The organism is Geobacillus sp. FSL K6-3411, from assembly GCF_037965715.1.
Lineage (GTDB): Bacteria > Bacillota > Bacilli > Bacillales > Anoxybacillaceae > Geobacillus > Geobacillus thermodenitrificans.
This window is the reverse complement of sequence record NZ_CP150187.1, coordinates 648,142-669,592: the sequence shown is the minus strand read 5'-3', so window position 1 is coordinate 669,592 and position 21,451 is coordinate 648,142. Positions and strand designations below refer to the sequence as shown.

Genomic DNA, 21,451 nt, shown 5'->3' with positions numbered 1-21,451 from the left:
ATCAAATATATTTTTTCCTCTACTTTTGTACTGTTTAAATCATCAGGTAGAATTTCCCTGATTTACTATTACCAAAAAGTATAAAATAGGTCTTCATTGCAAAAAATGTAAATGTGCACCGCATTTTGTCCATTAAATCCTCCTCTGCTGCTCTTCGCTCCGCTTCATGGTGCACCAGTTGAAGCAATGATCATTATTTCAGTAAAGGGTCGAGAAAGTGAAAGCGATGGAAACATTGTTGTGGAGCATTGCTTTGCCCGGTTTCGGACAATTGTTAAACAGGAAGTATATAAAAGGAATCGTGTTTATTTTTTTGGAACTGCTTATTAACACACAATCACAGTTTAATGAAGCGATCTGGCTCAGCTTTTTAGGCCGTACATATGAAGCAGCGAACATCGTGAAAATTAATTGGCTGATGTTTTACCCTTGTTTATATTTTTTCACCTTGTGGGATGCATTCAAAGATGCTGGTGGCGGACAAACACCATACTCATTTTTGCCGTTTGTTTGTTCCGCCTACTCTGTGACGGTCGGCTTAATATACTCGTTCGATGTCACGATTGCCGGCATATTTTTCGGGCCCATTTGGCTGCCAATATTATCGGTCATCCCTGGGGTAGCCATCGGTCGGCTGTTACAAATCCTTTTGTTGAAATGGAAGTAGCTGTTTGTCCCGTCACCGCCCATTATAAAAGCCGCCAATTATTCATTGGCGACTTTCAAATGCGGTTTTTTGGCGGCCTTTCTTTTTTTCTGCGTTCCAATCGCAATGACAGCAGCGACAAGAAGCAGCTCAAATCCGTATTTAATCACAGGGTTGGCAAAGTATCCTTTCAAAAACGGCTCGTCGACGATCATTTTTGATGCCGTCCAAGCGAGAATGCCAGCACCAATCGTAATAATGATCGGGAAGCGTTCGATCCATTTTAAAATGAGCGTGCTGCCCCACACCATAATCGGAACGGAAATCAACAGCCCTAAGATAACGAGGAGGAAATGCCCATGCGCGGCACCAGCCACCGCCAACACGTTATCAAGTCCCATCAATGCATCAGCAATAATAATCGTGCGGACTGCTTCCCATAAACTCCCCCCCGCTTCTATATCATCATGCCCCTTTTCCTCAACGAGCAACTTATAAGCGATCCAGATAAGTAAAAGACCACCGACAAGCAAGAGGCCTGGAATTTTAAGGAGCCATACAACGAAAATCGTTGCCATCGCTCGGATAACGACAGCACCGACAGTCCCCCAAATCACCGCCTTTTTTTGCTGATGTTTTGGCAAATTGCGGGCTGCCAATCCGATGACAATCGCATTATCCCCCGCCAACACAAGGTCAATAATAACAATCGACAGCAACGCCGTCCAAAATTCTGGAGAAAATAAATCCACAGACATCCCCCTTTACAAGTTATATTTTTCCTTTAATGAAGCCGGAGCCATCTTAATGATTTGCTGCAAAATAAACATGAAAACGGTAAAATCATCGATAAAGCCAAATAGCGCAAACCAATCAGGAATGAGATCAAACGGCGACGCAATATACAACAGCAACAATCCAACGAAGAACGTCTTTTTCCACACTGATACCTCGCGCGAAGCAAAAAATTCAAATAAAAACGGAAGAAAACGCCGAACGTTAACAACAAAACGAAGCCACCTCAACCACTTGCGCATGACATTTCCCTCCATTTTTCTCACAATTCCCCACGAAGTCGAGTCCACTTTCCTTTACGGTTATCCTCCCCCTTTCGTTTCATGAAATGAAAAAGACCTTTACCACGCTTGGTAAAGGTCTTTAAATAAAATAGACCTTTACCACAACAGGTAAAGGTCTCGCTAACAACATTACCGTTGCCAACAAAGCCGAGGGCGTACACCCTGAACTGACGACTTTGCTGTTAAAGCTACTCCCCTTTAACAAAAGGATATTTACCTTTCAATTACATAATATTCAATGTTTATACGTCCTGTCAACTCAATTTTTCCCAATGACAACAAAAAATCAATCTTTTCCACGCCAAACGGAAAGTGGAAATGGATTCTTGTTTTCGAAACCGGCTGATCATCTCTTGATCCTTCCACCTTTTTACTGACCAGCTGTAAACTTTAAACCGATGATTCCGACGAGAATGAATAATAAAAAGACGATCCGCGGCGCATTAACCGGCTCATTTAAAAATAGCATGCCAATGACAACCGCCCCAAACGCCCCGATTCCTGTCCATACCGCGTAGGCGGTGCCAATCGGCAATGTTTTTATCGCCATCGATAAAAAATAAAAGCTGGCTGCCATCCCGGCAACGGTCATGACAGACGGCCACAGGCGGGTGAACCCAGCCGTATATTTCAGCGAAATGGCCCAGACGACTTCGAATATCCCGGCGACAACTAGGTATACCCACGCCACGTTTCATTCCTCCTTTTGAAAAATAAAAAAAGCCGTGAGAAATATCAACATGATATTCCTCCCGGGCTTTTGTCCCTCCGTGTACGCGAGAATGCCGCGCGTTTTCTCTCGGTCACAGGCCGGCCGCAAAGCAGCCGCGGAACCCTAGAAAACCTTTCTCTTCCTTTATCCGCTGTTATTGTACCATGTTTGTTACCAATCGTCTACTGATTTGACCTACCGCATTACCGTCATAGAAGAAAGCAGATGGGACATCCCCACCTGCCTTACACCGGATCGTTATCAACATCGCTGTACGATTCAATCGCTTGATCGAGCGCACGGTAGGCCTCAGCGAAAGCGTTCGTTGCCGATTCATCGCCAGCCTCGGCAAGCTCTATTCGTGCATTTCGCGCGTGAGTCACCGCACGGATCACATCTTCGATCATTTTCTGTTTGTCTCCAGCGTTCGCTTTTAACTGCTCCAGTTCATGAATCGCCCCGTCAAGGCTCGTCGAGTGTGGTTCGTTAAACGATTGTTCCAACTGCTCTTTCACACGCTGCAATGTTTCTTTCATGATCGCCCACCCTTTCTTGATTCGTTATCATCCGCTAGTGTGGGCGATTGACGGCAAACTATGCATCATCAAACATTGAAAGTGTTTACTCATTCACGTGCACATCTTTCAAGCCAACCCAAAACGCAGCAACGACCGACAGTACGACGACAACCATCGGCGCATACATGATCAAAAATGTTTGCATCACCCTTTTCCTCCTTCCCATTTTCCTTTGACGTACGCCTTGTTAAACAAAAAGAGACGCATAAGTAAATAAAGCGACGGAATTAACAACAGTAATCCTGCAATAAACGCGACGATCAACGCCATGGCCATCGTTTCATTCGTAAACCCGTCATAAATCGTCAAATAGGGATATAGCAAATACGGATAATGCGAAATGCCATAGGCGTAAAAGGCGAACGCATATTGAAACAAAAGCGCAATAAACGCCCATCCGAATCGCCGCTGCCGCCCAAGCAGCCAAACTGTGATGACGAAAAACAAAAAGGAAATAACCAACATCCATGCTACATTCCATAGATTGTCATAATGCTCAGGATTATGGTAGCGGAGCTGGTATATAATGAGCAGCGCTGACAACATCGTTGGCCCGCTCCAAAGAAGGGCGTAGCGGCGTAACAGCGCCCGCGCTTGTTCATCCCCAGCCGCGTCCGCATAATACGTCAAAAAAACAGCAGAAATATAAAGAACGCTCGTCACACTTAACAACACAACACTCCATGACAACGGGCTCGCAAACAGCTTCCCATAGTCAAGCGCAACACCCGCCGCGTTTTCTTCTACAAATCCGCCTTCGGAAATCGTCAACACGATTGACAGTGAGGCGGGAATAAACAAACCCGTCAATCCATAAGCGAGCAAATACCAGTTCCGCTCTGTCTCCCCGTACGTATGAAACGCATAGTACGAGCCGCGGATGGCTAACAAAACAATGGCAATGCTTGCAGGAACAAGCAAAATCGATCCGTAATAATACGCTGTTTTTGGAAAAAAGCCGACAATGCCAACAAAGAAAAAGACGAGAAAGACGTTCGTCACTTCCCATACAGGGGAAAGATAACGCTGAATGATGCGATGCAAAATATGCTGTTGGTTTGCCCAATGGCTATAAACGCTGAAAAACCCGGCTCCGAAATCAATCGAGGCAACAATAATGTAGCCGAACAAAAACAACCATAGTACCGAGATGCCGATGACTTCGAGCGTCATGGCGCCACCTCCCCCCTATTCGCGCGTTCTTCCAGCTCCCGTTCGACCGGGTTGCGGCGGAACATGCGAATGAGCACTGTTGCACTTGCAATGACCAACACTATATACAAAAGGCAAAACAAAACAAGCATCGTATCAACATGCGCGGACGTTGTCGCCCCTTCTGCGGTTTTCATATAGCCGCGCAAAATCCACGGTTGCCGCCCGACTTCCGCTAAGTACCATCCAGCCTCAATCGCGATCATCGCCAACGGCCCTCCTGCCACTAACAGCCCAAAAAACCAATTTTTCGCCGTCCATTTCCATCGGAAAATTGATCCAAGCCAATATACGGCTGCGACAACCATTAAAAACACACCGATCGTAACCATCACATCAAATAAGTAATGAATGTACAGCGGCGGACGCTCATCTTCCGGAATATCATTCAGTCCAGTCACAACTGCGGCGGGATGGTTATGGGCCAAAATACTAAGAGCATATGGGATTTCCAAAGCATATTTCACTTCGTTGTCTTCTTCAAGCGTGCCGAACAAGATAAGCGGCGCGTGGGAACTCGTTTCAAAATGCCATTCAGCGGCTGCCAGCTTTTCTGGCTGGTATTCGGCTAAAAATTTTCCGGATAAGTCACCGACCAACGCACTAGCTACGGAAAAAATAAAAGCTGTTTTCATCGTTAAATGAAGTGCTTTACGATGGTAAATGTGGCGGTTGCCTTTCCATAAATGCCAAGCAGTGATCGAGGCGAGCACGAATGCCGACGTCATATATGACGTTGCCAACACATGAGCGACCTTTGTCGGCATCGCTGGGTTGAACATAGCCACGATAGGATCAATGTTGACAAGCTCTCCGTTTTTCAACTCAAACCCTTGCGGCGTATTCATAAACGCGTTCACCATCGTAATAAACATGGCTGATGCCGAAGAGCCGATGGCCACCGGAATGAGCAAAAGCAAATGTTTTTTTTGATTTTTGAACCGATCCCATGTGTACAAATAAATGCCCAAGAAAATGGCTTCAAAAAAGAAAGCAAATGTTTCCATGAATAGCGGCAAGCTGATCACCTGACCAGCCAGCTGCATAAAGTTCGGCCATAAAAGCGATAGCTGCAAGCCGATCGCCGTTCCAGTCACCACCCCGACCGCTACAGTGATGACAAAGCCGCGCGTCCAACGTCGGGCGAGCAAGATGTAATGCATGTCGTTTTTGCGAATCCCAACCCACTGAGCAATAGCGATCATAAGCGGGACCCCGACACCAATCGTGGCGTAAATAATATGGACCGTTAACGTCAATTCTGTCAAAATACGGCTAAGCAACACTGGATCATAGCCGTTCATGATTCATCCCCCCTTATGAAAACAAGCGGCCAATCAAGGAAAGCAACGCCACTGCCGCAACAGCAAAGCTAATAAATACAAGCTTTTTTTCATGCCGCTCCCACATAACCATCCCCCCGGACAAACAGACAATATTGATGAGTTTGTGACAATTATCACAAATAATCCACTTCATATTATTTCATAAGATCAGCAACATTATCCGGCATAATTTCGAATAATTTGTGTCATTTTTCACATATCCATCGTGACAAACAAAAAAAGCAGGATATCCCTGCCCTGAATTATAAATATTTGCGATGCACCGTCTTCCCGTCATACGTAAACAGCATTGGTTTTTCTTCGACGACCGTCTCCATATGAACGGGGCGTCCCCACAACTGATAAATGTATGGCAATACCTTTTCCAAATACTTCAAATCCAATTCAATTCCCTCGTACCAATGCTTTAAGTATAGCTCCCCATTGCGCATATAATCGCCATCATTCACTGTAATGTATGGGAATCCGCCGTTCACCCGCATACTGACGAGCTGATCACGGATATTCTCCCAGTTTTTATCCACAATTTTGTAATCTTTTCCTTGCTTTTGGAATAAATACATATCTTCACGCATGACGAGCTCTTTCGTCAAATAATTACGCAAAAACGAGATGTCGGACTCCAACTCACGCACTTCAAAAAGTTTCGCTCGTCCCGATCCTGGTTTGACGCCATATTTTTTCATTTCTTCCGTCGGATTGTTCCATCGCTCTTCAATGTCTTCAAAAATTTTCAATCCTAAATAATACGGGTTGATGCCGGTGCGCGACGGCTGCACGACGTTGGCGTTCAGTTTAGCAAATTCGATCGCTTCATCACTCGTCAAATCCATCTCGCGCAAAATGCGCTGATGCCAATACGTCGCCCAGCCTTCATTCATGATTTTTGTCTCGAGCTGTGGCCAAAAATAGAGCATTTCTTCGCGCATCATCGTCAAAATATCACGCTGCCAGTCCTCGAGCTCGCGGCTATATTCTTCAATGAACAATAGCACATCTTTTTCCGGCTGCGGCGGAAACTTGCGCCGTTTTTTCCGTGGCGGCGTTTTTGGCTTGTTCCGTTCATCAAGCGACCATAAGTCATCGTATGGCGTTGATGTTTTTGGCTGTTCTTCTTCCTCGTACACCTCCGTATCTTCCCATGTCCATGACAATTTCGGCCGCAACAGCGACGGGTCGATATGCTCTTGAATGGCCAAGACGGCATCTAAAAATTTTTCCACTTCCAGCTTTCCATATTGATGTTCATAACGCTTAATCCGTTCAGCTGTCGCCGCCATGCTCTCAACCATATCGCGCTTCGTGTTGCTGAAGCGAATATTGTTTTTGAAAAAGTCGCTATGCGCCAACACGTGGGCGACGATCAACTTATTTTGAATAAGCGTGTTCGTATCAAGCAAAAATGCATAACAAGGATCCGAATTGATGACGAGTTCGTAAATTTTGCTTAACCCTAAGTCGTAATGCAGCTTCATTTTGTAAAACTGCTTTCCAAAACTCCAATGGGAAAAACGCGTCGGCATTCCGTAGGCGCCGAACGTGTAAATAATGTCCGCCGGGCAAATTTCATAGCGCATCGGGTAAAAATCCAGACCAAATCCTTCAGCAATTTCCGTAATCTCAGCAATCGCCCGTTCCAGCTCTTTCAGCTCGTCCTGCCGCATCCTAATCCCCCCTTTTCCCCTTATCACAATGTATGAGGAAAAAGGCGTTTTGATACGTTCAATCGTTTGTCATCGTTCCCCGGCTGCCACTCATTTTCATTTTTCACTTTTTTCATTATAATGGTCATATAAAAATTGCAGCAAAGCGTGGTGATGATTTGCAACATTATTTGCACCATCTCATCGATCACTTTGGCTATGTCGGCATTATGATCGCGCTTATGCTTGGCATCGTCGGGCTGCCGATTCCTGACGAACTATTGTTGATCTATACCGGTTACCGCGTCTCCACCGGCGCATTTTCGTATCCGCTCGCCTTTCTTGTCTGCTTGTTTGGGGCAACTACCGGCATTTCGCTCGGTTACATTCTTGGAATTACGCTCGGCTTGCCGTTTTTGCATAAATTCGGCCCAAAGCTCCATATAACAGAAAAGCGGCTCCAACAAACGAAAACACTCTTCTCGAAGCTCGGCCCAGCCGTATTATTCATTTGCTATTTCATCCCGGGCGTTCGGCATCTCGCCGCCTTTTGGGCCGGCGTGAATGCTTACGATTGGAGAAAATTTGCCTTGTTCGCCTACAGTGGAGCGGTGGTGTGGGTCGCGGTTTTTTTGACGATCGGCACCTATTTCGAAAGCCGCTGGATGGCTTTCAGGCAGTACATCGATGCCTACCGTCCATTTTTATTTTCCGTTTTTCTGGCCGTTTTCATTTTCACGGTTTTCTACTGGCATGCCCAACAAAAACAAAAACCACCGGATTGAACGCCGGTGCTTTTTCTTTCTCTACCCGCACTATACATTTTCGGTCGAATCGCGTTGATACGTTTCTATCAACAAGCCCATAAACAAGCCAAATCCAAACATGACCATGGAGGCTCCGATGATTCCGAGGCTGACGATCGTTAGGAAAAAGTCTTTATTGTAAGCGTTTGCGATAAAACTGAGCAAAAAAAGTGCTATTCCAACGATTAAGCCGACAGACGCCATCCATTTGCACATCTTTATCATTTCTTGTCCCTCGTGTCGTTTGTTCATTCTCATCATCCCCTTGCTTAGAGGATACTATTATTGTCGAAAAATTAAAACATTTACTTTTCCTTTTTTCTCTCCATTTCGGTTATAATTTATATTTTCCCTCATGACACAACATTTACAGCGCAACAAAACGTTTAGCCGTCATACACTAACAATGACTCCTTCTTGATAAAGGAGGCATGCCGCTTGAACACCATCGACTATGATAGGGCGCTTTATTATACGCATCGCTCCGAATGGGACAATTTGCTCATTTTAATGGTGCGCACGCCTGATGACATGCTGTCGAAAAAAATTGAGAAATTTCTCCACGCCTATAATTTCGAGCACGACTACTCCGTCATTCAGGAGAGGCTCACTGCCTTATTGCGCTATATTGATCATGCGCTTGAGGTGAGTGAACAAAAAATGGGAGTCGAGCAGTACGCATATTTTTACTCGTAAAAGCAACGGGGAATTGGTTTCGTCCAATTCCCCGCCGTTGATTGTTCATTGATTATTGAGCATAAGAAGGCGAAACGGTACGCAAGACGTCATGCACTCGTTGCATGACAGCATCAGTAAGGTTCGCCAATTTTTCTTCACTATCTTGCAGTGATGTTCCTTTGACACCAAAGTACGCTTTCATTTTCGGCTCCGTCCCTGATGGACGCAGACAAAACCAAGAGCCATCCTCTAATACGTATTTCAAGACGTTCGAAGTTGGAAGTGTGATGGCAGTTTTCTCCCCAGTTAACGTATTCGTCCGCTCCTTCGTTTTGTAATCCTCGATCACTGTCACTTTTTTCCCAGCTGCCTCAACCGGCGGTTGCTCGCGGAATGACGATAAAATAGCAGCGATCGTTTCCGCTCCTTCCTTGCCTTTTAACGTGAGCGACTGTTGCCCTTCACGGTAATACCCGTATTTGTCAAACAATTGAAGAAGCGCTTCATACAGAGACAGCCCCTGCTGTTTGTAAAACGCACACACTTCCGCTGCAAGAACGGCTGCCTGTACCGCATCTTTATCGCGTGCAAAATCCCCGATTAAATATCCGTAACTTTCCTCATAGCCAAACTGGAACGTATACTGACCCGTTTGTTCATATTCCTTGATTTTTTCACCAATGAATTTAAATCCGGTCAGCGTATCGATCGTCTCCAAACCGAACGAGTCAGCAATCGCCCGGCCAAACTCGGATGTCACGATCGTTTTTAAGACGACGCCATTTTGTGGCAGTAAACCTTTTTCTTTCCGCTGAGACAATAAATAATGAAGCAGCAGCCCACCCGTTTGGTTACCGGTTAAAACGACATACTCTCCTTGCTCATTTTTTACAGCAATGCCGAGCCGGTCTGCGTCCGGGTCGGTGGCAATGAGCAAGTCGGCATTTACTTGCTTGCCAAGCTCAATCGCTAAGGCAAAAGCTGCATGCTCTTCTGGGTTTGGTGAGGCAACAGTTGAAAAATTCGGATCCGGCTGTTCTTGCTCCTGAACGACAAAAACGTTTTGGTAGCCAAGTTCAGCTAGCACACGGCGCACCGGTTTGTTTGACGTGCCGTGAAGCGGCGTAAACACGATGCGAATATCCGTCTCTTGAGCCAGTTCCGGATGAAGCGAGATGGTTTTTACGGCATTCACATACGCCTCATCAATTTCTTGGCCAATGATGCGGATCAGCCCTTTTTCTTTTAACGTTTCTTCATCCTCGACATGAATGGCGAGCTCGTTCTCGACTTCATTGACGTAGCGGATCACTTCATCAGCAGTATCCGGCGGCAGCTGCCCTCCGTCTTCACCATATACTTTGTAGCCGTTATATTCCGGTGGGTTATGGCTGGCGGTAATGACAATGCCAGAAAATGCTCCCAAATGACGAACGGCAAACGACAGCTCCGGCGTCGGCCGCAATTCATCAAACACGTATGTTTGAATACCGTTTGTAGCTAACGTTTTCGCCGCTTCCATGGCGAATTCCGGCGATTTATGCCGGGAGTCGTAGGCAATGACGACTCCACGCTGTTTCGCCTCATTGCCAAACGATTGTATGTATCGTGCCAAACCCTCCGAGGCTTTCCGAACCGTATAAATGTTCATTCGGTTCGTCCCCGGTCCAATTTCACCGCGCATACCGCCGGTGCCAAATTCCAAATTTTTGTAAAAACAATCTTCGAGCCACCGCTCATCGTCACGGTGTTGCTCCAGAAGCTGCTTCAGCTCTGGATCCAACTGCGGTTCGCGAAGCCATTGTTCATATTTTTGTCTCCACTCCATTGCTGTTACCTCCAATCTTTATTTCTCCTCTTTATGTATTCGTTACCATCATACAACATACCTGCTAAAAGAAAAAGGATGTCCTGGAAAATATGGACACCCTTTTTCTTCCATTATCCTTGTGGCTGTGACGGTTCGGAAATGTTCGTTAGCGCTTGTTCAGCCGCTTCATTTGATGCGCTGTTCGTCGCGATATCCCCTAAAGCAACGATGCCTTGAAGCTGGTTGTTCTCTACAATTGGCAAACGACGAACTTGGTGCTGCGCCATGACGTTAGCCGCATCTTGGACGCTCATGTTTGGCGTACCAGTGACGACTTGGTTGGTCATGACATCTGATACTTTTACTGCCGCCGGGTCTTTCCCTTGGGATGTGACGCGGAGCGTAATATCGCGGTCGGTAATCATCCCTTTGACTTGCCCGCTTTCCACAACCGGAAGCGCGCCAATATTTTTTTGGCTCATGATTTGCGCTGCTTCTTGCACCGTTTGATTCGGCGAAACGGTCGCGACGTTTTTCGTCATAATGTCCTGCACTTTGTTCGCATTGTTGTTGGTCAATGTAATCCTCCCCTTTCACCGATTAGTATGGCTCGTTTGCTGGGGGATAATAGATAGAAAATATGCCCTTTGGCGGTTGCGAATGGACGTGCCATTTTTCATCCCTTATAATGAAGTTAAGTTCTTTCGCTGAAAGAAAGCAGTAATCGGGAAGCCAAAGCTGAAAATGACGATTTCCCCGCTAATTTTCTCGCCAAGATGGCTACTGTCGTCAGCACTGCATAAGAAAGAAGGTGCACACATGGAGGAAGAAAAACGAAGAGAACATTTATTGTTGTTCGCTTGGGCGACAGCGTTTGTTGCCACCCTTGGGAGTTTATACTTTTCTGAAGTGCTTCGTTTTATTCCTTGCGACTTATGTTGGTTTCAACGTATTTTTATGTATCCACAAGTCATCATTTTAGGAATCGCCATCGTTCGCAAAGATTTTACAGCTGCCCGTTATAGTTTGGCGCTATCGATTATCGGGGGCATGATTTCTTTATATCACTATTCCTTACAAAAGATCCCGTTTTTCCAAGACTACGCCATCAGCTGTGGCCGTGTCCCATGTACAGGACAATACATTAACTGGCTCGGCTTTATTACCATTCCATTTTTGGCGTTGACGGCCTTTACCATTATCATTTTCTTGAGCCTTGCTGTTATGCGGCAGCAAAAGGAGGAGAATGAACGTTGAAAAAACTGCTCATATTTGGCGGGGTAATTGTCGTTTTATTTGCTGCTATTGCTTTTGTTACGTTGTATGAACAAAAAGAAGCAGCTAAAAATAATCCTTATCAGAAAAGCGAGCTGCATCCGGCCACCATCGATCAACTCGATGATCCGAATTACCAAAACATTATTTTGCCTGACGAGTTAAAACAACAGCTAGCCGATGGAAAGTCTCTTACCGTTTATTTTTACAGTCCAACATGCCCACATTGTCGGCGGACAACGCCAATTGTCGTGCCGTTAACCAAACAGCTTGGCATCGATTTAAAACTGTTTAACTTGCTCGAATTTGAAAATGGCTGGGATACATATGGGATTGAATCCACCCCGACCATCGTCCATTACGAAAACGGAAAAGAGACGAAACGCATTGAAGGGTATCACGATAAACAAACGTTCCGCCAATGGTTCTCCTCATTGTCGGAGCAAAAAAACTAAGGAGCTGCGCCCGATGGCGGCTTAGCTCCTTTTTCCTTACATCACCCACTGGCTCGTCGCAGGAAAATAGACGCTGCACCGTAGCGCCTTCTTATGGGTAAACTGCTTTGCCTGAAACGGAAAAGAGATGCCATGACGAGCCAAAATGTTTTGATTACGCACAAACAACCACTCGTATTGTTCGCACTCTCCTTGCTCACCAATATGTTCGATGACCGTAATCAACGACTGCAGCGCTGAGATGATTTGAAACGCCTCTTTCATCGTTCCGTTATATGTAACATGCTCATGTTCCAACGAAAGAATGCCAAGTTCCTCAAATTGGTGAATTTGCTCATCATCAAAATAGTATGGGAAAATGTCAGTGTAGAAATAGTTCAATAAATAATGCATGTAATTTTCTTGCTCTGGAGTCACCGCGTACATAATTTTCAATGTTCATACCACCTTTTCTTGTTACAATGCTTGCGTTCTCCATCGCTAAAACGATACTATGAGTGTATCATATTCAATACACCTATAGAGGTAGAAAGTGTTTCCTCGACTACAGGGAACTGGGAGGTATAGCAACGTTTGTGGACAAGAAAAGGCGATTGGCTTGAATGCATCATCCCCAGCCTATGGAGTGGGCTGACCATTGAGCAGCTGCTCAAAGAAGTTTGGGCCGCTTCAAAAAAACTCGCCCACCGCTGGCGAATGGAACAGGGCGTCAAACTGAACGGCCAAGCCGTCTCTTGGCAGACGACACTTCGTGAACGGGATCGACTTCAGCTTTATGCGTATGAATCAGAGCCGTCACTAATCATCCCGGAATACCGGGAGCTTTCCGTCTTATGGGAAGACGAGCACTTGCTCATCTTGAATAAAGAAGCTGGTATCGATATCCATCCATCCGAGCCAAAACAGACGGGCACACTTGCCAATGCGGTTGCCTTTTATTTGCAATCGCAGGCCATTTTGACAAAAGTGCGCCATATTCATCGGCTCGACCGTGATACGTCAGGGACGATTTTATTTGCCAAACATCCGCTCGCCGGGGCGACGCTTGACCGAATGCTTGCTCATCGTACCATTAAGCGGACGTATGTCGCCCTCGTTCATGGCCGCCTGTCACCGAAATCAGGTACGATTTCCGCGCCGATCGGTCGTGACCGCCATCATCCGACGCGCCGGCGCGTCTCAAAAACAGGAGCGAGGGCAGTGACACATTATCGCGTGCTTGAAACGTTTCCATCCGCCTCGCTCGTTGAGCTAAACCTTGACACCGGGCGGACACACCAAATTCGCGTCCATTTGGCCCATCTTGGTCACCCGCTTGTCGGCGATATGCTTTATGGCGGCCAACCAACGTTTCATCGCCATGCGCTTCATGCCGTTAAACTAACGTTCCGCCATCCGTTTACTAATGAAGAAATCGTTTGCCTCGCGCCGACGAACGATTTCCCGGTTGATCTCTCACACATTTACCATTGAGCGCTCCCTGTTTTTGCTTGGGATGGAGATGTGGTCGATAAAGATGATAAAAAGGCAGACGGTTCTCCCGTCTGCCTTACAAGCGCAACTGCTCCTCTTCCCCCGCATCCGCCGGCTCGCTTTCCTCTTCATCCGGCTTTGGTTCTTTTTTCACCACTTCCAACGTCTTGACATGATGGCCATCCATTTCTTTCACCGTAAAGAGATAACCATCAATTTCCACACTGTCACCCGTCTGAATGTCGTAATATTTCGTCAAAACCCAACCGCCAATCGTATCGACATCGTCATCATCAAGCTCTAGCCCCAACAAGTCATTCACTTCGCCAATGAGCACTTTACCATCCAAAATAAATCGGTCATCAATTTTTTGGATCAAAGGCGTTTCATCAATGTCGAACTCATCTTGAATCTCGCCAACAATCTCTTCCAAAATGTCCTCGACCGTAACAAGTCCAGACGTACCGCCATACTCGTCCACTAAAATCGCCATGTGGATGCGCTCTTTTTGCATTTTTACGAGCAAGTCATGAATGGCAATCGATTCAATGACTTGAATAATCGGACGGATGTAATCTTTCATTTGTTTTTCGTTTGACGGGTTAGCAACAAAATCTGTAAATACTTCTTTTACATTAATAAGCCCGAGTACATGGTCTTTATCTCCATCGATAACTGGGTAACGCGTATATTTTTCTTCTTGAATAATGGCTAAATTCTCCTTGACGCTCTTGTTAATGTCTAACGCCACGATTTCTTTACGCGGTACCATAATTTCTTTGGCCACACGGTCGTCAAAACGAAAAATGTTGTTAACATAGCGGTACTCAGATTGGTTAATTTCCCCACTTTTGTAGCTTTCCGATAAAATCAAACGCAACTCTTCTTCGGAGTGGGCGATTTCATGCTCGGCCACCGGCCTAAGGCCGAACAGACGTGTCACGAGCCGCGCAGAATTGTTGAGCGTCCAAATGAACGGATACATGATTTTGTAAAACCAAATAAGCGGCTTAGCCGTCCACAACGTAATCGCTTCCGCCTTATGAATGGCAAACGTTTTCGGTGCCAATTCACCGACAACAACGTGCAAAAACGTAATGAGTGAAAATGAAATAATAAACGCTAAAAAGTGGGAGACGGATTCCGATAAATGGAGGCGTTCAAACAGCGGCAGCAACATCCGCGCCACCGTCGGCTCCCCAAGCCAACCAAGGCCAAGTGAAGTAAGAGTAATGCCAAGCTGGTTCGCCGATAAATAACCGTCCAAATTCGAAATCACTTTTTTCGCCGCCACCGCCTGTTTATTTCCTTCATTAACAAGTTGGTCGATGCGCGAACTGCGCACTTTGACGATCGCAAATTCCGAAGCGACGAAAAAGGCGGTGCAAGCGATGAGCAATGCCACTAACAGCAAACTGGCTATGTCCAATTTGTCTCTGAGCGCGGATGGAGCGCCCAGGTTACACCTCCTGCGAATAAAAGTTTCAACAGCACCCTATAGACAGTAATGCCGCCGAACGGCCGCCAACGGCGGGCGGTCCGAAGCGGCGGCGAACGGTTTACTCTTCGCTATTGTTCGCTTGGGTAAAAATGAGTACATATTTCAGCAACTCAAGCACAGCAATCAATGTCGCAGCGACATACGTCAACGCTGCTGCCCCAAGCACTTTGTTCACGCCGCGCGTTTCATCTGGAGCGATCACTCCTTCAGCGAGCATAAACCGTTTCGCCCGTGCACTTGCATTAAACTCGACGGGTAGCGTAATAATCTGAAACGCCACTGCCAGTGAGAAGAACAAAATGCCGAGACCGAGCAACGAAAATTGTTGAAGCAAAAATCCCACCAACAGCAAAAACGGAGCCACACCGGAAGCGAAGTTCACAATTGGAAACATCCGGTGGCGAAGAACAAGCGCCGCGTACCCTTGCTGATGCTGAACAGCATGGCCGACTTCATGAGCGGCAACGGAAATGGATGCGATTGAGCGCCCGTAAAAGACCGGTTCGGACAAACGAACGACGCGGGAAATTGGATCGTAATGGTCAGAAAGCCGCCCCGGCACGACCTCAACCGGCACATGGTGCAAGCCGTGACGATCCAAAATCATGCGCGCCACTTCCGCTCCCGTCAAGCCTGATGAAGCCGGGACTTCGGACCAAGTTTTGAAGTTGCTCGACACTTTCCATTGTGCCCAAAGCGAGATCAAGAAAGCAATAAAAATGAAAATATCCATCGGATGGAATAGCATCGCAGCACCCTCCGTTTTTCTAATGATCATCCAATGTATATACTATTATTTATTGTACTTGTTCATTGTTTCATACGTCAAACATACCGCTTTGGTTTCATCATATCTCTAGAAAAAACAGCGCCGACGATGGGCGCTGTTTAACCGATCCATTCATCAAAAATTGAAATTGTCCGGATCGGCTCCAATCCGCTTGTTCAAGTTTAACGCATCGATTTGTCTCATTTCCTCATCTGTCAGCGAAAAGTCGAAAATAGTAGCGTTTTCTTTAATGCGCGCCGGCGTCACCGATTTCGGAATCGTCACGACACCGTTTTGCAAATCCCAACGCAGCACGACTTGCGCCGGTGTTTTTCCGTATTTTTTCCCAATCTCAACGATTGTTGGTTCGTTTAAAATTTCCCCGCGCATAAGCGGCGACCATGCCTCAAGCTGGATGCCGTTTTCTCGACAGAACGCATGCAGCTCTTTTTGCGTTAGGCGCGGATGATACTCAACTTGGTTGACCATAGGCTTAATTTCACAATCGGCTAGTACATCTTGCAAATGGTGAATTTGGAAGTTGCTTACACCAATCGCGCGCACATAGCCGTCTTTATACAGCTTTTCAAGCGCCTTGTACGTTTCTTTATATTTCCCTTTCACCGGCCAGTGGACTAAGTACAAGTCAACGTAATCAAAGCCGAGCTTTTTCAAGCTTGTATTAAACGCTTTGAGCGTCGTTTCATATCCTTGGTCCGTATTCCATACTTTCGTTGTCACAAACACTTGCTCGCGCGGAATACCCGATTCGCGGATCGCTTGTCCGACCCCTTCCTCGTTTTCATAAAAAGCGGCCGTATCAATATGGCGATATCCTACCTCCAATGCGGTACGCACCGCTCCTTTTACTTCCTCTCCCTCTTTTACTTTGTAAACACCAAGACCGACCCACGGCATTTTCACACCGTTATGTAATACAGTGCAATCTTGCAAACTATTCACTCTACTTCCCCCTTCAACATCTATATAGTTTTATTATGGGAAAACAGCCAAGAAAAAGCAAAATATATGCCCAAAGGTGCCGTTTGGATTTTGATTCAAACGTGCTTACTTTACTTTCATTTTGGCTGCAGTATTCATCACTCTCTTGTCATCATCCCTTTGTTGTTTGTATAGGAGTGTAGTATTTCACTACCCAAAATCGTTTAGCGCCGGAAACATAAAGTGAAGTCCACTCCGTTTCTTAAATGTACTAGAAAAAAGCTGCTCTAAAGGCCAACTGTGCGGCCTTTTGGAGCAGCCCCATGTTTCTTACTTCGCAATGGTCATATTCCCTTCCGCTAGTTTTTGTTCAGCAGAAGGATGAAACTCATTTTCCATTTTCGAAACGACAACCGTGGCTACTGCGTTGCCAATAATGTTTGTAATCGCCCGCGCCTCGGACATAAAACGGTCGACCCCAAGCAGCAAGGCGATACCCTCGACCGGAATCATTGGGAACGCCGCTAACGTGGCGGCTAGGGTGATAAAGCCCGAACCGGTCACCCCTGCTGCCCCCTTCGAGGTGAGCATTAACACTCCAAGCAACGTCAACTCTTGCCAAATGCTTAAATCAATCCCGTATGCTTGGGCGATGAAAATGGCCGCCATCGACAAATAAATCGATGTGCCGTCCAAGTTAAACGAGTATCCAGTCGGAACGACAAGGCCAACGACCGACTTCGAGCAACCGTATTTTTCAAGCCGCTCCATCAACCGCGGCAAAGCCGATTCAGATGAAGACGTGCCAAGAACGAGCAACAATTCTTCTTTAATATAGGCGAGAAACTTAAAGATGTTAAATCCGTAAAACTTGGCAATCCCGCCGAGCACGATGAAAATAAAGAGCGCCATCGTAATATATACCGATCCCATCAGCTTGCCGAGCGACACGAGCGAGCCGAGACCGAACGTGCCGATCGTATACGCCATCGCACCAAATGCGGCGATCGGTGATACCTTCATGACCATGTTGACGACGCCAAAGAAAATTTCTGCGATCCGCTCAAACAAGGAAAGCACTGGTTTGGCTTTTTCCCCTAAACCAGCCGCCGCCAATCCAAACAGAACGGCGAAGAAGAGCACCGGAAGCAATTCCCCGCTGGCCATCGCCGCGACAACGTTATCCGGGATAATGCTTAGCACAAAATCAACAAACCCATGGCTTGTTTCTTCCGCTTGCTTCGTATATTGTGAAATGTCGCCACCTTTGGCTGCATCAGTGTTGAAGCCAACCCCTGGTTTGATGAGGTTAACAACAACAATTCCAATCGCCAACGCAAACGTCGTCACAATCTCAAAGTAAAGGAGGGCCTTTCCGCCGATGCGGCCAATTTTTTTCAAGTCTCCCATATTGCCGATCCCGATCACAACGGTAAAGAAAATGATCGGGGCAATCACCATTTTAATCAACTTAATAAATCCATCAGCTAACACTTTTAATTTAGAACCAAATTCCGGAAATAAAAATCCGACGATAATCCCTAAAACAATACCGATAATGACTTGTACGGTTAAATTTTTGAATTTCCCCCTCATTTCTCCCACTCCTTTCACCGTCTTGACAACGCTTTCAACAACATCATAAAGAAAAGTCAGCCAAATAAAAATATTATGGTGATAATGGTCATTTTGGTCTTTTTGGTCTTAAACGTTTGCGAAGTTGCAACTACAAAACTGCGTTGATTCCCATAAAAAAAGCTTCCACTGATGGAAGCTTATTCACGGAATCCCTTGATTTCATTCAACATTCTAGAACCGAATTGTCTCGTAAACTCCTTATACAACGGGGCAAATTTCTGTTCCCATCTCTTTCTTTCCTCCTCCGATAACAAGTAAAGCTGGACGCTCTTTTGCTGCTTCAGCTGTTGCAATTCCCGCTCGTTTTGTGCCTTTGACTGCCGCAAATTCCATTGGGTCGCCTCGGTCATCGCTTCGGCTATTTTTTGTTGAATCTCTTTCGGCAAACTGTCCCAAAACGATCGGTTCATCATGACTGCATAGCCAAGATAGCCGTGGTTGCTAATCGTAATATATGGTTGAAACTTGTAAAACCCCTTTGAATAGATGTTGGAAATCGTATTTTCCTGACCATCAAACTCATGTTGCTCAAGCGCCCGGTATACATGGTCAAACGAAACGGCAACCGGTTCACCGCCAAGCAAGCGGAACTGCTTATCGATCACTTCGCTCGGCATAATGCGAAAACGCAAGCCCCGGAAGTCATCAGGCTCGATAAGCGGACGAGTTGTTCCCATCATCTGTTTAAAGCCGTTGCTCCAAAACGCTAGTCCTTTGATTCCTTTTTCTTCAAGCATTCCGAGCAGTTCAGCTCCGACTTTTCCAGTGAACACACGACGCACATCGTCATCATCGCGAAATAAAAAGGGCAAATCGAGCACTTGCCACTCCGGAATCAGTTCTGTGACCTTTGAAAATGACGGGGCAATCATTTGTACATCACCGCGCAGCAGCGCATCAAGCTCCTCCCCATCCGAGTAAAGCGAACCGTTCGCGAACACTTCGACTTTGACACGGCCGTTCGTCTTTTGTTCCACGAGTTCGGCAAACTTTTGCGCTGCTAGCCCCTTCGGCGTATTTTCCGCAACGACGTGGCTAAAATAGATGATAATTTGTTTTTGCAATCCTTTTTGTTCATCGTCGTACACAATCCGTTCCTGATCGGCTTGGCGGCTGACGTTCCAAGCAACAAGGCCGATGCCGATCATAAGAAGGAGTACCCACAATTTCCATAGCTTTCCCATTGTCCACACCGTTTTCGTCCATCGTTTTCTTCTTTTTTATCATATCACCGGAATCATGTTAGAATAAATAATAATGAATTTTCTGCCTAAACAGAGGAGTTCACCGATGAATCGACTGCCGATCCGTTGGAAAATTACGATTTTAATTTTTGTTATCGTCAGCTTTTCGATGCTGCTGAGTGGTGTTTTTATTATAAGCGACTTTTTCCATACAAAGGAAGAAGAGTTAAGCCAACGCGCCCTATTGACAGCGCGCACCGTATCCGAACTGCCGGAAGTCAAGCAGCACATTGTCGGGCCAAAGGAAAACCGGGCGCTCGTAAACCCGATCGTCGAACGGGTACGCATCATCCATAGCGCTGATTATATTGTTGTGCTCGATATGAACAAAATTCGTCTCTCTCATCCGCTTCCATCAATGATTGGCACCGTCTCCCGCGGGGCTGATGAAGGGCCGGCGTTCGCGGAACATACATACACATCAAAAGCACGTGGAGAAATCGGGACAGTAGTTCGCGCCTTCGTCCCTATTATGAATCGCCACCATGAACAGATTGGCGTCGTCATCGCCGCCTACCGATTGCCAACGTTTTTAGAAGCAATTGATACGCTAAAAGAAGAAATCGCCATGGCCGTTATTTTGTCGTTGCTCGCTGGTGGAAGTGGAGCTTGGCTGCTCGCCTCTCATATTAAGCGGCAAATGTTTGAACTAGAACCGCATGAAATTGCCAAACTGCTTGTTGAGCGAACAGAGGCGTTTAACGCTATGCACGAAGGCGTCATCGCCATCGACAGCAATGAAAATATTACTATTTTTAACGATCGGGCGAAACAAATGCTTGGTATCGAAGGGGATGTGATTGGGCAGCCCATCCGTTCTGTCATTCCGGATACGTATCTTCCCGAAATATTGAAAGTGAACAAGCCGATTTATAACAAAGAGCTGCAGCTTGGCAATTTAACGATCTGGAGCAATCGCATCCCGATTAAAGTCAATGGGAAAACCGTTGGTGCAATCGGCATTTTCCAAGATCGCACAGAAGTGAAACGGCTGGCTGAAGAACTAACGGGGGTAAAAGCGTTTGTCCATGCCTTGCGTGTGCAAAACCATGAATACATGAATAAGCTCCATACGATTGCCGGACTGATCCAGCTTGGCCATATTGAGAAGGCGCTTGAATACGTGTTTCAAGTTACAGAAGAGCAGGAGGAACTCACGCAGTTTTTAAGCCGCAACATCAAGGACGAAAGCATTTCAGGGTTATTGTTAAGCAAAATCCGCCGCGGCAAAGAGCTTGGCATTCTTGTGACGATCGACCGGCACAGCCACCTTTATCGTTTTCCGCCGCGCCTCGACCACCATGATTTCGTCGTTCTCCTTGGCAACTTAATTGAAAACGCCTTCGATGCGTTCCAAGGGGTAACCGGTCGGGAAAAAGAAATTTACGTTAGTATTGAACAAAATGAAGACATTTGCTCCCTCTCAATCGAAGATAACGGCCAAGGCATCGCTCGCGAGCATATCGATCGCATTTTTGACGAAGGCTTTTCAACAAAAGGACAAAACGGGCGCGGCATCGGCCTATATTTAGTGAAGCAAATTGTGGAAAAAGGAAACGGTCACATCGATGTTCAGTCTGAGGAAGGGAAAGGGACCGTATTTACCATTACATTTGATATGTAACCTTATTCATACAGTGGCAG

Annotated in this window: 23 protein-coding genes and 1 riboswitch; of the genes, 7 read left to right on the top strand and 16 right to left on the bottom strand. The window is 46.2% G+C overall.

Annotation, left to right across the window (positions count from 1 at the left end):
- The first annotated feature begins 217 nt into the window (after positions 1-217).
- Positions 218-667, top strand: coding sequence for a hypothetical protein (locus NSQ22_RS03420; RefSeq protein ID WP_011886839.1), 450 nt, complete (start codon positions 218-220; stop codon positions 665-667).
- Positions 668-705: 38 nt separating this feature from the next.
- Here NSQ22_RS03420 and NSQ22_RS03415 read toward each other — a convergent pair whose 3' ends face one another.
- The 7 genes from NSQ22_RS03415 to NSQ22_RS03385 all read right to left on the bottom strand — a co-directional run bounded on the left by NSQ22_RS03415 (position 706) and on the right by NSQ22_RS03385 (position 7,237).
- Positions 706-1,398, bottom strand: coding sequence for a TerC family protein (locus NSQ22_RS03415; RefSeq protein ID WP_029761461.1), 693 nt, complete (start codon positions 1,396-1,398; stop codon positions 706-708).
- Positions 1,399-1,410: 12 nt separating this feature from the next.
- Positions 1,411-1,683 carry a DUF1232 domain-containing protein gene (locus NSQ22_RS03410; protein WP_029761462.1) on the bottom strand — a complete coding sequence of 91 codons (273 nt, stop codon included), beginning with the start codon at positions 1,681-1,683 and terminating at the stop codon, positions 1,411-1,413.
- A gap of 412 nt (positions 1,684-2,095) precedes the next feature.
- Positions 2,096-2,416, bottom strand: coding sequence for a quaternary ammonium compound efflux SMR transporter SugE (gene sugE / locus NSQ22_RS03405; RefSeq protein WP_029761463.1), 321 nt, complete (start codon positions 2,414-2,416; stop codon positions 2,096-2,098).
- A 56-nt stretch (positions 2,417-2,472) separates the two neighbouring features.
- Positions 2,473-2,575, bottom strand: a riboswitch (guanidine-I (ykkC/yxkD leader).
- Between the two features lie 107 nt (positions 2,576-2,682).
- Positions 2,683-2,973 (bottom strand): hypothetical protein, encoded by a 291-nt coding sequence (locus tag NSQ22_RS03400; RefSeq protein ID WP_008881634.1) that lies wholly within the window; start codon positions 2,971-2,973, stop codon positions 2,683-2,685.
- 186 nt (positions 2,974-3,159) lie between these two features.
- Positions 3,160-4,188: a cytochrome d ubiquinol oxidase subunit II gene (locus NSQ22_RS03395; RefSeq protein ID WP_008881636.1), complete on the bottom strand. Its 1,029-nt coding sequence runs from the start codon at positions 4,186-4,188 to the stop codon at positions 3,160-3,162.
- Positions 4,185-5,531: a cytochrome ubiquinol oxidase subunit I gene (locus NSQ22_RS03390; RefSeq protein WP_339264173.1), complete on the bottom strand. Its 1,347-nt coding sequence runs from the start codon at positions 5,529-5,531 to the stop codon at positions 4,185-4,187. The genes NSQ22_RS03395 and NSQ22_RS03390 overlap by 4 nt, the downstream gene beginning before the upstream one ends.
- 284 nt (positions 5,532-5,815) lie before the next feature.
- On the bottom strand, positions 5,816-7,237 hold the full coding sequence (locus tag NSQ22_RS03385; RefSeq protein WP_011886835.1) for a SpoVR family protein: 1,422 nt from the start codon (positions 7,235-7,237) through the stop codon (positions 5,816-5,818).
- 158 nt (positions 7,238-7,395) lie between these two features.
- Here NSQ22_RS03385 and NSQ22_RS03380 point away from each other — a divergent pair, with 158 nt between their 5' ends.
- The gene (locus NSQ22_RS03380; RefSeq protein WP_029761465.1) at positions 7,396-8,001 is read left to right on the top strand and encodes a DedA family protein; all 606 of its coding nucleotides are present in this window, start codon (positions 7,396-7,398) and stop codon (positions 7,999-8,001) included.
- A 30-nt stretch (positions 8,002-8,031) separates the two neighbouring features.
- On the opposite strand, the gene NSQ22_RS03375 is transcribed toward NSQ22_RS03380, so the two are convergent.
- Positions 8,032-8,280: a hypothetical protein gene (locus NSQ22_RS03375; RefSeq protein WP_029761466.1), complete on the bottom strand. Its 249-nt coding sequence runs from the start codon at positions 8,278-8,280 to the stop codon at positions 8,032-8,034.
- 180 nt (positions 8,281-8,460) lie between these two features.
- On the opposite strand from NSQ22_RS03375, the gene NSQ22_RS03370 reads away from it, so the two are divergent.
- Positions 8,461-8,718 carry a YhdB family protein gene (locus tag NSQ22_RS03370; RefSeq protein WP_008881643.1) on the top strand — a complete coding sequence of 86 codons (258 nt, stop codon included), beginning with the start codon at positions 8,461-8,463 and terminating at the stop codon, positions 8,716-8,718.
- A 52-nt stretch (positions 8,719-8,770) separates the two neighbouring features.
- Here NSQ22_RS03370 and NSQ22_RS03365 read toward each other — a convergent pair whose 3' ends face one another.
- Positions 8,771-10,528, bottom strand: coding sequence for a phospho-sugar mutase (locus NSQ22_RS03365; protein WP_011886832.1), 1,758 nt, complete (start codon positions 10,526-10,528; stop codon positions 8,771-8,773).
- Between the two features lie 113 nt (positions 10,529-10,641).
- Positions 10,642-11,088, bottom strand: a complete 447-nt coding sequence (locus tag NSQ22_RS03360; RefSeq protein ID WP_008881645.1) for a CBS domain-containing protein — start codon at positions 11,086-11,088, stop codon at positions 10,642-10,644.
- A 241-nt stretch (positions 11,089-11,329) separates the two neighbouring features.
- On the opposite strand from NSQ22_RS03360, the gene NSQ22_RS03355 reads away from it, so the two are divergent.
- Entirely contained in the window at positions 11,330-11,767 is a 438-nt protein-coding gene (locus tag NSQ22_RS03355) for a disulfide oxidoreductase (protein WP_060475651.1), read from the top strand.
- A complete protein-coding gene (locus tag NSQ22_RS03350; RefSeq protein WP_008881647.1) occupies positions 11,764-12,240 on the top strand; it encodes a thioredoxin family protein in 477 nt (158 codons plus the stop codon). Before NSQ22_RS03355 ends, NSQ22_RS03350 begins: the two co-directional genes overlap by 4 nt.
- A 36-nt stretch (positions 12,241-12,276) precedes the next feature.
- Here the strand turns inward: NSQ22_RS03350 and NSQ22_RS03345 are convergent, their stop codons facing one another.
- Positions 12,277-12,675 (bottom strand): YhcU family protein, encoded by a 399-nt coding sequence (locus NSQ22_RS03345; protein ID WP_008881648.1) that lies wholly within the window; start codon positions 12,673-12,675, stop codon positions 12,277-12,279.
- A gap of 138 nt (positions 12,676-12,813) precedes the next feature.
- Here NSQ22_RS03345 and NSQ22_RS03340 point away from each other — a divergent pair, with 138 nt between their 5' ends.
- Complete coding sequence (locus NSQ22_RS03340) at positions 12,814-13,713, top strand: RluA family pseudouridine synthase (RefSeq protein ID WP_087959876.1); 900 nt, start codon at positions 12,814-12,816, stop codon at positions 13,711-13,713.
- Between the two features lie 76 nt (positions 13,714-13,789).
- On the opposite strand, the gene NSQ22_RS03335 is transcribed toward NSQ22_RS03340, so the two are convergent.
- From NSQ22_RS03335 to NSQ22_RS03315, 5 genes are all read right to left on the bottom strand, one after another.
- A complete protein-coding gene (locus NSQ22_RS03335) occupies positions 13,790-15,142 on the bottom strand; it encodes a hemolysin family protein (RefSeq protein WP_011886828.1) in 1,353 nt (450 codons plus the stop codon).
- Positions 15,143-15,272: 130 nt separating this feature from the next.
- Positions 15,273-15,962 (bottom strand): zinc metallopeptidase, encoded by a 690-nt coding sequence (locus tag NSQ22_RS03330; RefSeq protein ID WP_008881651.1) that lies wholly within the window; start codon positions 15,960-15,962, stop codon positions 15,273-15,275.
- 156 nt (positions 15,963-16,118) lie between these two features.
- Complete coding sequence (locus NSQ22_RS03325; RefSeq protein ID WP_008881652.1) at positions 16,119-16,946, bottom strand: aldo/keto reductase; 828 nt, start codon at positions 16,944-16,946, stop codon at positions 16,119-16,121.
- 309 nt (positions 16,947-17,255) lie between these two features.
- The gene (locus NSQ22_RS03320; protein WP_011886826.1) at positions 17,256-18,521 is read right to left on the bottom strand and encodes a dicarboxylate/amino acid:cation symporter; all 1,266 of its coding nucleotides are present in this window, start codon (positions 18,519-18,521) and stop codon (positions 17,256-17,258) included.
- A 179-nt stretch (positions 18,522-18,700) separates the two neighbouring features.
- A complete protein-coding gene (locus NSQ22_RS03315) occupies positions 18,701-19,747 on the bottom strand; it encodes a TRAP transporter substrate-binding protein (RefSeq protein ID WP_011886825.1) in 1,047 nt (348 codons plus the stop codon).
- A gap of 106 nt (positions 19,748-19,853) precedes the next feature.
- Between NSQ22_RS03315 and NSQ22_RS03310 the strand changes: the two genes are divergently transcribed.
- Positions 19,854-21,431 carry a sensor histidine kinase gene (locus tag NSQ22_RS03310; RefSeq protein WP_008881655.1) on the top strand — a complete coding sequence of 526 codons (1,578 nt, stop codon included), beginning with the start codon at positions 19,854-19,856 and terminating at the stop codon, positions 21,429-21,431.
- Positions 21,432-21,451 lie beyond the last annotated feature (20 nt).